Origin of the sequence: Nostoc sp. NMS4 (genome assembly GCF_017115095.1) — a bacterium.
Classification (GTDB): Bacteria; Cyanobacteriota; Cyanobacteriia; order Cyanobacteriales; family Nostocaceae; genus Nostoc.
The window spans coordinates 1-12,970 of record NZ_JABXKI010000284.1 but is presented as its reverse complement, the minus strand read 5'-3'; the positions used below and the strand labels follow the sequence as shown (position 1 = coordinate 12,970).

Here is a 12,970-nt window from a genome sequence, read left to right as displayed (position 1 = left end):
TCTTCGGAATTCTTAACTTCTAACTCCTAACTCATAACTTATAACTGGAGCAACGCGACTAATGAGTAGTCCAATTGAAATTAAGAAACATCCTTTTCCATCTCTGCTTTATCTGGAGTGGACATTACTGGCGATCACCGCATTGACAGCTGTTATACCACCTCCGTTACGGCGTTTTCGTCCCAAGCCTCCAGAACTATCAATTTGCGGTGTATTTCCAGATTTGTCAGTTTGTAGTATTTTGCCAGAACTGTCAGTTTATAGTCTGATTATTTTTGCGGCAATGGGCTTAAGATTACCCAGAAATAGCCAGAGAGCTAAGGTAATCTATACAGCAATTGAAATTATATTAATTTTAATAATTGGGCTTTTTGGTGAGAGATTTGCTCGGCTTTTTCCCTTTCTCTATATAATTTTAGTCACTCGTAGTTGTCTGATTTTTCAGTTAAATGGACGTTTGTTTGTTACAATTTCGTCATTTACCTTATTTTTAGTTACTACACAATTAAAATACCAGTTATTCAATTTTCAAGCATCACCACAAGCACAAGAACGATATCGATTTCTGATTTTGAATTCGTCGCTGGTATTTGGCTTAAGCTTAGTTTTTGTATTGTTGATGATGAATGCAGTATTATCTGAACGGTATAGTCGAGAAAAATTAGCGATCGCTAACGAAAAACTCCGTCAATATGCTATGCGAATTGAAAATCAAGCTACTTTAGAAGAACGCAACCGCATTGCCCGTGAAATTCATGATTCATTAGGACATTCTCTGACTGCTTTAAATCTGCAATTAGAAACTGCTTTAAAACTATGGCAATCTAATCCAGGTAAGGCTGAAACATTTCTCGCCACAGCGAAGGAATTAGGATCGAAAGCGCTAAAAGATGTCCGCCAATCTGTTTCTACTATGCGTTCTAATCCTTTACAAGAACAATCTTTAGAAGCTGCGATCGCTAGTCTTTCAGAAAATTTTCATCGCTCAAATGGTATTTTACCAATTTATCAAATTAATCTGGAATATTCTTTACCACCTGAAATAAATACTGCTATTTACCGGATTACTCAAGAATCTTTGACTAATATATCTAAATATGCTTATGCCACACAGGTTAAATTAGAACTTACTACGATTAAAGGCAATTTGCGATTGATAATTCAGGATAATGGTAGAGGTTTTGATATAGAGCAAAATACTACTGGTTTTGGACTTCATAGTATGCGCGATCGCACTTTAGCACTTGGAGGTAAATTTAATATTAATAGCGCTCTTGGCTCTGGTTGCAAAATTATAGTTAATATTCCATTAACAAGGTTAACATAATGATTAAAGTATTGCTGGTAGATGACCAAAGTTTAATTCGTCAAGGATTAAGAGCATTATTGGAACTAGAACCAGATTTAGAAATAGTTGGAGAAGCAGAAAATGGCGAACAAGCGATTAATTCTGTTGCAGAATTTCAGCCAGATGTAATATTGCTAGATATCAGAATGCCAATTATGGATGGAGTTGCAGCCACGCTGGAGATTCAAAAACGTTTTCCTAAAACTAAGATTTTAGTACTAACGACTTTTGATGATGATGAATATGTATCAGCAGCTTTAAAAAATGGAGCAATGGGTTATTTATTGAAAGATACACCATCAGAAGAATTAGCTGTTGCTATTCGTGCTGTTCATAAAGGATATACTCACTTAGGGCCAGGTATAGTTAAAAAGCTGTTGACTAAGTTCTCTCATGTTGCATCAACCCAGTCACCGCCTGTACCATCTAGTTTAATGGAACTCACCCCTAGAGAAAAAGAGGTTTTGCGGTTAATTGCTACAGGTGCTAGTAACCGAGAAATTGCTCACGAACTCTACATTTCTGAGGGAACAGTAAAAAATCATGTTACAAATATTTTAAACAGGTTGAATTTGCGCGATCGCACTCAAGCCGCGATTTGGGCAAATACATATTTATCCTATTTGAATGAGCCAAGTTAAATAATTCGTAATTCTTTAACGAGCTACTTATACAAATAAAAAAATCATAACTTACGCATTAATAAAGTAGACAAGAAATGATTGAATAAATCAGCACAAAGCAGGTGATCGCTAGAAATGTGATCGCTCATCACCTTAACCAAACTGATGAACAGCTACAAAAGAATGGTCGTCCACAAAGAATAATTTTTTGCTGCTATGATCCAGAAAACTATGAAATATACGCGAATCTTTTAGGGATTACGCATTGACATAAATAAATGAATATTCATTAGAGAAATTACTTTTAAACCGCAGCTGCACAGAGAATGATACTTACTTGCGAAAGTTTGCCGACTTGAGCAAAGTGTCTGTGGTACAAAGAGAAAGAACGAGATTTTTAGAGTTACTTTGAAAGGGATACTCTAAAAATAAGTTTTTTGATAGCTTATTTAAATAACTCCAAACATTCATGTTTTAAAACGTCTTTTGTGACTTTGATATTCCTAAATGACTTATCAATTACTTCTTCACAAGATATACTAATTTGTGATTGATTTACAGTAATTAAATCTTGAATTGAAGCACCATATACAATTTCTGATAAACCACTCCAAACACAAGCCGTTGCACACATTGGACAAGGTTCGCCAGTTGTATATATGCTATAACCTTCTAAAGAGGGTTTTTTCAGTTTAGCTGTTAAACTACGAATAACGTTTATTTCCGCATGGGCTGATGGATCGTTGTCTCTTGTCACAGTATTATGAGCTACGGCAACGACTTCGTTATCTTTAACAATTACTGCACCGTAAGGCGCATCGCCCTTTTTTGCTTCTGCCAACGCTAAACGCATAAAATATTCTGGGTTCATATAAGCTGGAGTTAATATAAGGATAAGTGTTAATAATATCGTATTTCTAATGTTATAACTGGGAATTAAGATTAATTAATGGTCGAATATGTTACTGAGCAGACAAGAAACAGAATTTTACTTAGAAGACCTGGAAACACCAATAGGTAAAGCGATTAATTTAACACTTGCCTCTTTGGTGCTAATATCATCAGGAATTTTTGTGGTAGAAACATATAATATTCCTGATGATATGCGGTTTCAGTTAAATGTAGCTGATATTGCGATCGTTATCATCTTCGCGGTGGAATATTCCCTCCGCTTGTGGAGTGCGGAAAACAAAATTAAGTATATTTTTAGCTTTTATTCGATTATTGACTTAATGGCGATTTTACCATTTTTTCTAGGAATGGTGGATATTAGCTTTATTCGCCTATTACGATGGTTTCGGATTTTACGATTAATTAGATTTATAGATAGAAAGTTTTTATTCGCTAGTATCAGCACTGAAGACGGGATGATTTTTGCGCGAATATTATTTACATTATTTGCAATTGTTTTTATTTACTCTGGCTTAATTTATCAAGTCGAGCATCCGGTTAATCCTAAAAATTATGGTACATTTTTGGATGCATTCTATTTTTCTGTTGTCACAATGACAACTGTGGGATTTGGCGATGTTATTCCCATTTCGGAATTAGGACGCTTGCTAACAGTATTAATGATTTTTACCGGAATTGCACTGATTCCTTGGCAAGTGGGAGATTTAATTAAGCGAGTGGTGAAAACTGCTAATCAGGTAGAAATAGTTTGTTCAAGTTGTGGTTTGGCTTTCCATGATGTAAATGCTGGGTTTTGTCAGAGGTGCGGGACTAAGTTACCTAGTCGCAAGATTGATTAGATATCTGGTAAAATTAAATATGCGTTATCCAAAATCCTTGGAAATTAGTGCTGTTGAAGTAGAATAATTGACAGAGGAAGAAAAGCGCGATCGCCTCCTGCAAAAATTCTCTTTCTTCGTAAAGTATAAACCGCAAAACAGAAAATATTTACATTTTTATGACTGTAAAACACCAAGCGGAAAAAGACTCTCTGACAGCAAACACTAGTATAAAAATAAATCAAGAAACAGAAAACGAAAAAGTTCTATGTTCTCATTGTCAGCGCACCGCTACGAATAATATTAAATGTAAAGGGATTTGTGTGGCTGACAATGACTATTGAGAGTATACTAACCAAGTTTCTTAATAAGCTTTAATAGTTAATAATCTAAAAAGAGGCTTTTATACTTATGTTAGAGATTGAAAATTTGGGAGTTACTGTAGAAGAATATTTGGATGGATTGGCGGTAGGCGTTGACGTTTTAGAATTGAAGCGTCTAGAAGCCAAGGGAATTCCCACAAACCTAGCTTTAGAAGTTATGGCGATTACACCAAAGGTAATCGATGGTACAGCTACCCCTGAAGAGATTGTTAGAGGAATAATGATCTTAACACCATCGCTTAGGCAACAAATTCAATAGTCGGCAAGGGTTAGACCTTTAGCTGTCGTACAAAATTCATTCTGACTTCTGACTTCTGAATTCTGACTTCTGAATTCTGTTCAATAAAAGTAATTTTAGAAATTTTGAGAGTAACCCCAGGCAATATTAGGCGCTGATGGGTTGTTGCTCAGATTGAATTAACTGATTATTAGGTACATCAAATCTAATAGTACTAGCTGCCCAGTCTTTGAAATCGGGTGCTAGCCAGACTAACTTACGCAGAATTTCATCATTAACCCACAACACCAAAGGGAACTGAAACTGTTTCCGAAACTCATCTCGCATGATATTAGTACTAATAATCAGTTGGTTGATTGCCACTACAGATTCTAAACCCCTTACCATCAAAGCTTCGGGTTGATTAGTACCAATTTCACTTACAATGGCTGTGTATAATTTGTCAGCCGTAGGTGAGAGCGAAATTTCTTGGATATCTGCTGATGAAAATTCTGTTAACAAATTCAGCACTTGCTGCTGTCTTTGAACACAGTTACAACACGCCAATAACAGTGAAAACTCTCCACCAGAAACCATCATCGCCCTTGCCAGCCTCTTAGTGGCTGCTGTGCTGCTAACTGTGCCGTTTTCTGAATTAGTTAAGCCGATCATTAAAAACACCCCTGCTTTTGATTTTCACAATAGTTGAGCTATATTCAGTAATTCTACCCTATTAATTTTTATTTTAAAGTGTTAAATGGGTAACTTTGATGACCTTTTCTCTGTAATATTAAGCATTATATAACGAACAAGCAGATGGTGCATTATCTCATATTCATAATCTAGGAATAATGTAAAGATAATATCAACACAATCTCAGTAACAGGGGAGACGTGAAGAATTAGCAATTGAGTTATTACTGTATTTTCATAGATTTTTGCATCTGCTAGCGATTAAGTAATTATTTCTTAACATAGAGTAAAAAAATACTCAGTAAAAGTCTAACAGTAAAGATCGGGAAGTGGGAAAACTTATAGCAGTTTTCAAATATACGCTACTTAAACATTGAGTTTTTCCATGTCACCCTTCTGTACTGTAACTTTGCTTCACGCTAACACCAGTTACCTACAGCAGTAAACCCCCTACAGCTATAGTTCACCGCGTCACTTTGTCTTCTCAATAAGCCATTTTGCGAGGTATATTGAGTGTGGAGTAGTAAAATAGTGTCAGCCCAAGATGCAGAAATCTTGTTGGATTAAAGCTAACTCATCCATTTGATATAACTTGTAGATTGAAGATGTCGCTCCGTTAGTGGAGGACAGGGAATATTTAGCTTTCTAAGATCAGTTCAGAACATCTGACTATAACAACAAGTTTGGAATTTAATCCATTGTTTAAGGTTGATAGCCATTAAAAAACTATTAAGTAAATATTTATTTAATAATTTTTGGGAAAATAATTATTAGGAATATCACACCATGCTATTTAAAGATCGGCGGTTTGCGGGTCAAGCTTTGGCTAAGGAGTTAACTGCTTATGCTAATGACCCAGATGTTTTAGTATTAGGTTTACCAAGGGGTGGTGTACCCGTAGCCTTTGAAGTTGCCAAAACGTTAAATGCTCCCTTAGATGTTTTAGTGGTGCGTAAATTGGGTGTACCCGATCAAGAAGAACTAGCGATGGGAGCGATCGCTTCTGGTGGTGTGCGGATAGTCAATAAAAATATTATCAGTCTGGTGAAGATATCCGATGAAGTAATTGCCAGGGTAGCGGTGCAAGAAGAACGGGAGTTAGAGCGGCGGGAACGGCTTTATCGCCAAAATCGCCCCTTAATAGATTTAGAAGGACGCACAGTCATCTTGGTAGATGATGGTTTAGCCACGGGTGCAACGATGTGGGCTGCTGTTGTAACTGTGCGAAAACAACAACCTGCTCAGATTGCGATCGCTGTGCCGGTGGCTGCACCTGAAACTTGCCAAGAGTTAGAAACTGAAGTAGACGAAATCGTTTGCCTCTTGCGACCTAATCCTTTCCACAGCGTTGGTCTTTGGTACGAAAACTTTCCGCAAACTACCGATGAAGAAGTCTGCTATTTACTCGCAAAAGCGGCAAGGAACGGTGACGCAATACCTCTTGGTATCTAGATCGCAGTTCGGATTATTGACGCTGCCGAGACAAAAACGTTGAGCGAGTGTGCAAACTAGTTGATATGGTTGAATAATGCTGATTTCGTCTGAAACAGCACCCAATGTTTGATAACCCACACTCAAAAACCCCTATTAATCAAGATGTCTGAGATTCAAAACAAAGTGATAATCATCACCGGAGCCAGCAGTGGTTTAGGTGAAGCGACTGCGAAGCGACTTGCTGCTAGTGGAGCCAAATTGATGCTAGCCGCCCGCCGCGAAGATCGGCTCAAAGAATTGGTGGCAGCGATCGCTAAATCAGGAGGAACTGCAAACTACCAAGTAACGGATGTAGCAGATCGCGCACAGGTGGAAGCCTTAGCTCAGAAAACTTTGAGTACATACAGCCGGATCGACGTGCTAATCAATAATGCCGGATTGATGCCGCTTTCTCCCCTCGACCAAGTAAAGGTGGATGAGTGGGATCGGATGATCGATATCAACATTAAGGGCGTTCTCTATGGAATTGCTGCCGTGTTGCCGATTATGCGTCAGCAAAAATCTGGTCACATCATCAACCTATCCTCAGTCGCTGGACATAAGGTATTTCCGGGTTCAGCAGTCTACTGTGCTACCAAGTACGCAGTGCGAGCGATTTCTGAAGGGCTGCGACTAGAGTCAAATGGTGAAATCCGTTCGACTAATATCTCACCAGGAGCCGTTGCGACTGAGTTGACTACCACCATTACCGATAAAAACACAGCAGCAGGAATTAATCAACTTTACGCGATCGCCATTGATGCAGATGCCATTGCCCGAGCGATCGCTTATGCCATTGAGCAACCCAGTGATGTTGATGTGAATGAAATGATCATCCGTCCGACACGTCAAGAACTTTGACATCCTCACCGAACACAAAGAACTTCAAAAAACTCTGCGTACCTCTGCGCTTTCCTTAGCGTCCCTCTGCGTTTAAAAACCAAAACTCTACTAAATTTTCAGTGTCAAATTAATAAGTCCAATTTTGCTTAGTCTGCAAACTGTAAGTTCCATCTTTCACATTCACCCGCTCAGGAATCAGATTTAAATCTCTAAATATATTTGCCTGATGCTGTAGAGCAGTCAACGATTGATCGTCAATCGGGATGATGGCGCGTTCGGCACTACGTTGCTGTAAAGTTCCAAGGATAGATGGGTCGATTTCATGGTGTTCTGCCATTCGTTGAACCGCTTCTAATTCCTGTTTCTTAGCCCAAGCTCCGGCTTCGTTTACCTCTTCTAAAATCACCTTGAGCAGGTCGGGATAGTCGCGTACTAGCTCTGGAATTGCGTAGTAATAGGTCGGAACTTCTACAGAGGCTTTGTTGCCAAATATGCTCTCTAGGTCTGCGATCGATCGCCCTGGGTAAGCGCTTCTAGCAAGAGTAGCTGTGTAGGGAACCCAAATCACCCAAGCATCGATTTCACCCCGGCGGAATCGGGGTAGCGCCTCTGGTTGTGTCAGATAAACTGGCTCGATGTCACTAAAATCGAGTCCGACTTTTGCCAGCGATCGCACCAGCACATAATGAGCGCTTGAGCCTTTGTCAAAAGCGATCTTTTTACCCTTTAGGTCAGCCAGCGTTTGAATTGGCGAATCTTCTGGTACTAGAATCGCTTGACCTTTGGGAGCAGTATATTTTTCCTTAGCCACTCGCACAAATACATGATCCGCCGCTTGAGAGAAAATGCTGGCCGTACCGCCGCCACCGCAGAAGTCAATCGTTCCATTGCTGAGTGCTTCTATCAAAGAAGAGGCTGATAAAAAGCTTGTCCAGATGACACTTAGCCCGTAAGGTCGCAAACGATTTTCCAGCAAGCCTTGAGTCTGAAGAACTTCCAGATTTGTCATTCCCTCTGGATATCCGATTTTGAGTTGCTTGAGCCGCCGTGCTTGCTCTGCTAAGGGTGTATTGCTAGAGCGATCGGAACGGTTAGAAAACCAGCGATCCAAAACTATACAGAAAATTATGCCCCCGACAAATAGTCCCACGGTTTCGAGTAACTGGATTGTGGAGCTTTTGGGTAGTTTGAACTGATTCATCAGAGAGGAAAGCTGATTGCCAGATTCAGAATTGGCAACAGCATGACCCTGAAAAACTATAGTCAAGACCAAAATCGAGACAAGACTGAGGCAAAATCTAACTGCAAATCTGTAGGTAGCCGATCTACGAGTGGCTGATCTGAGCGACCGTAAGATGTTTTGACCTGTGCATCTACGCAAAAGGTCAATCAAACGGCTAATCATAATAACTCCTTTGTTGATGCTTGCAATGAATGGCGCGTTATATACGAGAATACAGCCAGAGGGTTAGATTTTTGGGGCTATTTGTTATATATGACTTACGCACTGTACAAATCGATCGTGGTATGCGTTTCCCAAAATAGGTTTTTTCAGGCTTTTATTCATCATTTTTTGATTGTAAATACACCCACATTGTAGGGGAGAATTCATGAATCACTCCTACAGTGTGGTTTTTGAAATCATACCTATTTTATATTTCTTGTCAATGCGTAATTACTATTATATATTATTAGGGCTTACGCAAATATTTTATATGTCTAGTATATATAGGTTAAGGACTTTAAGGGAAACGTAGCAGAATGTATCATTGATACTATGATTAGTTCTGCTACGTAATTATTGTATTATAACTAAGTTGAATAAATAAGAAATCGAGTCAAATTTGATGCGCGAAACTCGCGTTTTCAGATTAATATTTCTCGATATTGTCGGGATGATCACAAAGGTTGAGCGATCGCTAGTTTCGCTGATTGGATAGGTGTTGAGTGAGGAATGGTGATGGATTGGTTAATTGCAACAATTAAGATCGGGCTAGCTGCTGCTGTGGCGACAACGTTTGACGACAATATTTATCTAACTGCCTTCTTCAGTGAGGTTAATCGGACTTTTCGTCCTCAGCATGTTGTGGTTGGCGAAATTATCGGGTTCACGGCATTAGTGATAGTAAGTTTAGTTGGTTTCTTACTGGGTCTAGTAATTCCGTCAACTTGGACTGGTCTACTGGGGATTCTGCCGATACTCATTGGCTTGAACAATTTGCTCAACCTAAATAAGGATGATTCAGCCGAAGATAAATCAGCTAATTTAAAAAGAAACTCTAAATTTAAAGGATTTGATTCCAGAAAGCGATCGCTCTGGGACGTAATTCGCGATCCCCAGACTTATCGCGTCTCTGCGGTAACAATTTCTAACGGCGGTAACAATCTTGGGATCTATATACCCTTATTTGCCAGCAGCAGCATTCAAAATCTGGCCGTGATCGTACCAGTTTGCTATTTCATTGTTTGCTGCTGGCTATTTATGTCCTATACTTTGACTCATCAACCCGGTATCGCCTTAATACTCAGCCGTTATGCTGGCAAGATTTTCCCCTTCGTGCTGATGTGGCTAGGTTTCAGAATTTTGATGGACAGCGAATCTTATCGTCTTTTTCTACCGAACAGTTGACTGCGATGACGACTTGTATTAAGTGCTGACAAAGTAGTTGCGATCGCAGAGTTGAACCTATAATTAGGATTATTGGGGAGACTCCAAAGCATGAGTGAAACTGCGGAAAAACTTAAACTCGAACTTTCTCAGCTTTCTGCAAAAGAACGTGCTGAAATTGCCTACTTTTTAATTCATTCTCTAGATGAAGGTATAGATGATAATCTAGAAACTACTTGGGATATGGAATTAACCCAACGGTTGGAGGATGTTAATTGCCAAACAGCTATTGGAGAACCATCATCTCAAGTTTTTTCTGAGCTACGAGAAAAGTATTCGTGAAGTTTGTTGTTATTCACGCCTCAACGTTTTCCCTATCTGATTTATTATACGAAGCTTGAAGAAGTTATTTGGGTTATTGCGATCGCGCATAGTAAGCGCAAACCGAATTACTGGAAACAAAGAAATATTGAAGTTTAACAAAAATACTAGTAGTCTGTCAAGAAATAATTGACGAATAAATTTTCTGTAGAGACGGCGATTTATCGCGTCTCTCCAACCGTCAAAATAGATTTGACAAACCACTAGCTTACTATGAAACCCAACATTATTTTTATTTACCTAATGTTAGCCGTACCATTGCTGAGTGCATCGCAGTCAACCGCCGCACAATCTGGTCAATCTCCAAATCTAATATGCTGTAATCAATGACTGCTTGACGAATCGGTGTATGTCCTTGATTGACGGCTAGTTCTTCTATTCGGGCTGTACGCAGTGCTTGCAAGTGCGGCTGGATTTTTTGCAGCATTTCTTCCAAGTCAGGTAAGGGCGGTGGCGTAATTCCCTGCTGTATTGAATCAGCTAACTGCTCTAACAGTAGCGAAATTTGATAGACAAAGGTTTCTAATTCCGGGAGTGGCGCTGTTCCTCGGAAATGTTCGAGATGTACTGCTAAAACTGTGACGGCGTTAGTAAAACGTCCCATATACAGCAACAGCGTCATCACTGGTTCTACTAATTCTTTGTGCATTTTCGGTTCGCGCAGCAATCCTTGGAAGGAGGCTTGAGCATTACCAATTGCTAGTCCAGTTTGTCGCCGTTGACTGATAATAGTAGAGTCACGTTCCTTTGTGCCTTGGTAAACAGCCATCACATCTCGAAAATATTTGTGACATTCGCGTAGCGCCGTAGCAAGTTGACTGGGTAAACGATCGCGTTCCCAGTTTGGCCATATAAAGTAATGACTCGCAAAAGCCAGTCCCGCCCCAATTAATGTATTCAACACCCGAAAGCCAGCAAATTGCCAACTAATAGGATGACCAATATCGATAATTAGTAAGACAAATATTGACAAGAAAACCACTGAATATCCATAGTTGAAAGCGATCAGGGAAACGCCAAAAAATACTGTCAGCAGAATAATGATGTCTAATACAGGCTTACTTGTAATGGTTGCAAGTAGGATAGCAGCTAAGACAGCTCCCAAAATCGTCCCGCCAACTCGCTGGAAAAACCGTTTGAAAGTTGCACCCAAGTTTGGTTTTAGGACTAACATAATTGTCAGTGTTACCCAATAGCCCATTGGTAAGTTGGTAACGGTGTATAATATTACGCCTACCGCTAGACTCACACCAATACGGAGAGCATGGCGAAAGATTGCTGAGTCTAAGGTCAGGTTTTCTTTGAGTAAACTTAAGAGCGATCGCTGTTCGTCTTCAAATAAAAGAAGTCTATCTACATCTCGTTGACTCATTTTACTCCGATCTGCCAGAGATTTAGCTGTCTGAGCCGTGTATTGCAATTGCTTAATCAGCTTTTCGAGCGTTAGCACCAAGTTAGTGAAAGCAACGAGGGTTGTGTAGTCTGTTTCACTTCCAGCAATTGTTTTTCTTTGCAGACTTTCTTGTTCTTTTATAGCTTCACAGATGCGCTTGAGATTTTCCAAGTCGATGCTAGCAGACTTGCGAGATATGACTTTTGCGATGGCTTGAAGAATGACTGATATTTGTTCGAGTGCATCGTCTACTAATTGTTGGACTGGCTGATATTGCTGTTGTTGAAAGTGAGTTTCTAGTAATTCTGTTAAGGCAATAACTAAACCAAGTAAGCGATCGCCATCCTGAATTAGCAGCAAAAACGGCTCATTCATCCAACTCCGAGACGACTGGCCAATCCGTAATGTACCTAAAGTAGTGCGTGCTGTTTCTAATGCCTTTCTAACTTCGAGAATATTTTCAGTTGTTGCTACTTTACCTACAGCGATACCTCTGGTGAGTTGCGCCATCGCATTTAAGCAAGAAGCCAAAGCTATCCGTAGTGGATCGTAAGGTCTAAAAGGCCACATTACTAAGGAGAGTAGCATCGCCCATCCACCTGCAATTATGCATAGCAGCGATCGCATGAGTGCAGTTTCCAAGTTTCCTGGCTGTGCGATCGTGGTAATAAATGATATCCCGACTACCAGACCAACATTAGCACCAGCATTACCATACAGCGACGCAAAACCAGAAGCAAGTCCCCAGATAAATGTCAGCACTACAGCTAGTACTGGAACTTTAGAGACTAGAGTACCCACAAATACTGAAATAGCTATTCCCAAAGTAGCTTGTGCCATCGCCTTAGCTTTGATTCGGTAAGGGCCACCAATATTCGCTAAGTTGACAAAGTAAGCCATTAAACCAATTAATAATCCGCTTTCCCTTTGGTTGATGAGTTGCCCAATTAGCATGGGAACCCCCAACGCTAACACAGCTCGTAAGCCGTTGGATATTGCTGGTTTTCCTGGCTCTGATTGGAGCAGAAACCGGAGGAAATTACTTCGATTCAACTGCATTGTTTTTGTTAACAAAACAAAATTTTTATCGAGTTTTTCTTAATATTCTGATATATTCAGACTTATTTTAATTCATAGTCTAGTAAGTAAGAGCTTTTTCAAAAAATAAATTATGACTTACGCAAAATCTTTCCAACTCTCATTTCTCCGTGTCGCGCCAGTTGCTTCAAGTCGGGGAACCCGCCCAACGCACTGGCTTCTCTGCGCCTCTGCGGTTCGT

At 39.8% G+C, this 12,970-nt stretch carries 12 protein-coding genes; 8 read left to right on the top strand and 4 right to left on the bottom strand.

Going from position 1 to position 12,970, the window contains the following annotated elements; all coding sequences use genetic code 11:
• Positions 1 to 61: 61 nt before the first annotated feature.
• Positions 62 to 1,327, top strand: coding sequence for a sensor histidine kinase (locus HWQ37_RS26850; protein ID WP_292753307.1), 1,266 nt, complete (start codon positions 62 to 64; stop codon positions 1,325 to 1,327).
• Positions 1,327 to 1,989, top strand: coding sequence for a response regulator (locus HWQ37_RS26845; protein ID WP_292753303.1), 663 nt, complete (start codon positions 1,327 to 1,329; stop codon positions 1,987 to 1,989). The genes HWQ37_RS26850 and HWQ37_RS26845 overlap by 1 nt, the downstream gene beginning before the upstream one ends.
• Positions 1,990 to 2,416: 427 nt before the next feature.
• Here the strand turns inward: HWQ37_RS26845 and HWQ37_RS26840 are convergent, their stop codons facing one another.
• On the bottom strand, positions 2,417 to 2,842 hold the full coding sequence (locus tag HWQ37_RS26840) for a nucleoside deaminase (protein WP_292753299.1): 426 nt from the start codon (positions 2,840 to 2,842) through the stop codon (positions 2,417 to 2,419).
• An 88-nt stretch (positions 2,843 to 2,930) separates the two neighbouring features.
• Here HWQ37_RS26840 and HWQ37_RS26835 point away from each other — a divergent pair, with 88 nt between their 5' ends.
• Positions 2,931 to 3,722 (top strand): ion transporter, encoded by a 792-nt coding sequence (locus HWQ37_RS26835; protein ID WP_292753296.1) that lies wholly within the window; start codon positions 2,931 to 2,933, stop codon positions 3,720 to 3,722.
• Between the two features lie 390 nt (positions 3,723 to 4,112).
• Entirely contained in the window at positions 4,113 to 4,343 is a 231-nt protein-coding gene (locus HWQ37_RS26830) for a hypothetical protein (protein ID WP_292753293.1), read from the top strand.
• A 126-nt stretch (positions 4,344 to 4,469) separates the two neighbouring features.
• Here HWQ37_RS26830 and HWQ37_RS26825 read toward each other — a convergent pair whose 3' ends face one another.
• Positions 4,470 to 4,973 carry a hypothetical protein gene (locus HWQ37_RS26825; RefSeq protein WP_292753291.1) on the bottom strand — a complete coding sequence of 168 codons (504 nt, stop codon included), beginning with the start codon at positions 4,971 to 4,973 and terminating at the stop codon, positions 4,470 to 4,472.
• An 806-nt stretch (positions 4,974 to 5,779) separates the two neighbouring features.
• Between HWQ37_RS26825 and HWQ37_RS26820 the strand changes: the two genes are divergently transcribed.
• The gene (locus HWQ37_RS26820; protein WP_292753288.1) at positions 5,780 to 6,445 is read left to right on the top strand and encodes a phosphoribosyltransferase; all 666 of its coding nucleotides are present in this window, start codon (positions 5,780 to 5,782) and stop codon (positions 6,443 to 6,445) included.
• A gap of 144 nt (positions 6,446 to 6,589) precedes the next feature.
• The gene (locus HWQ37_RS26815; protein ID WP_292753284.1) at positions 6,590 to 7,327 is read left to right on the top strand and encodes an SDR family oxidoreductase; all 738 of its coding nucleotides are present in this window, start codon (positions 6,590 to 6,592) and stop codon (positions 7,325 to 7,327) included.
• 109 nt (positions 7,328 to 7,436) lie between these two features.
• Here the strand turns inward: HWQ37_RS26815 and HWQ37_RS26810 are convergent, their stop codons facing one another.
• Positions 7,437 to 8,576, bottom strand: coding sequence for an aliphatic sulfonate ABC transporter substrate-binding protein (locus HWQ37_RS26810; RefSeq protein WP_292753281.1), 1,140 nt, complete (start codon positions 8,574 to 8,576; stop codon positions 7,437 to 7,439).
• A gap of 693 nt (positions 8,577 to 9,269) precedes the next feature.
• On the opposite strand from HWQ37_RS26810, the gene HWQ37_RS26805 reads away from it, so the two are divergent.
• Positions 9,270 to 9,938 carry a cadmium resistance transporter gene (locus tag HWQ37_RS26805; RefSeq protein WP_292753278.1) on the top strand — a complete coding sequence of 223 codons (669 nt, stop codon included), beginning with the start codon at positions 9,270 to 9,272 and terminating at the stop codon, positions 9,936 to 9,938.
• Between the two features lie 90 nt (positions 9,939 to 10,028).
• Positions 10,029 to 10,259, top strand: a complete 231-nt coding sequence (locus HWQ37_RS26800; protein ID WP_292753275.1) for an addiction module protein — start codon at positions 10,029 to 10,031, stop codon at positions 10,257 to 10,259.
• Positions 10,260 to 10,530: 271 nt separating this feature from the next.
• Here HWQ37_RS26800 and HWQ37_RS26795 read toward each other — a convergent pair whose 3' ends face one another.
• Positions 10,531 to 12,750, bottom strand: coding sequence for an FUSC family protein (locus HWQ37_RS26795; protein WP_292753272.1), 2,220 nt, complete (start codon positions 12,748 to 12,750; stop codon positions 10,531 to 10,533).
• Positions 12,751 to 12,970 lie beyond the last annotated feature (220 nt).

Coding starts and splice junctions, on each gene's coding strand:
- HWQ37_RS26850 (WP_292753307.1), top strand. CDS start 62: ATGAGTAGTCCAATTGAAATTAAGAAACATCCTTTTCCATCTCTGCTT.
- HWQ37_RS26845 (WP_292753303.1), top strand. CDS start 1,327: ATGATTAAAGTATTGCTGGTAGATGACCAAAGTTTAATTCGTCAAGGA.
- HWQ37_RS26840 (WP_292753299.1), bottom strand. CDS start 2,842: ATGAACCCAGAATATTTTATGCGTTTAGCGTTGGCAGAAGCAAAAAAG.
- HWQ37_RS26835 (WP_292753296.1), top strand. CDS start 2,931: ATGTTACTGAGCAGACAAGAAACAGAATTTTACTTAGAAGACCTGGAA.
- HWQ37_RS26830 (WP_292753293.1), top strand. CDS start 4,113: ATGTTAGAGATTGAAAATTTGGGAGTTACTGTAGAAGAATATTTGGAT.
- HWQ37_RS26825 (WP_292753291.1), bottom strand. CDS start 4,973: ATGATCGGCTTAACTAATTCAGAAAACGGCACAGTTAGCAGCACAGCA.
- HWQ37_RS26820 (WP_292753288.1), top strand. CDS start 5,780: ATGCTATTTAAAGATCGGCGGTTTGCGGGTCAAGCTTTGGCTAAGGAG.
- HWQ37_RS26815 (WP_292753284.1), top strand. CDS start 6,590: ATGTCTGAGATTCAAAACAAAGTGATAATCATCACCGGAGCCAGCAGT.
- HWQ37_RS26805 (WP_292753278.1), top strand. CDS start 9,270: ATGGATTGGTTAATTGCAACAATTAAGATCGGGCTAGCTGCTGCTGTG.
- HWQ37_RS26800 (WP_292753275.1), top strand. CDS start 10,029: ATGAGTGAAACTGCGGAAAAACTTAAACTCGAACTTTCTCAGCTTTCT.
- HWQ37_RS26795 (WP_292753272.1), bottom strand. CDS start 12,750: ATGCAGTTGAATCGAAGTAATTTCCTCCGGTTTCTGCTCCAATCAGAG.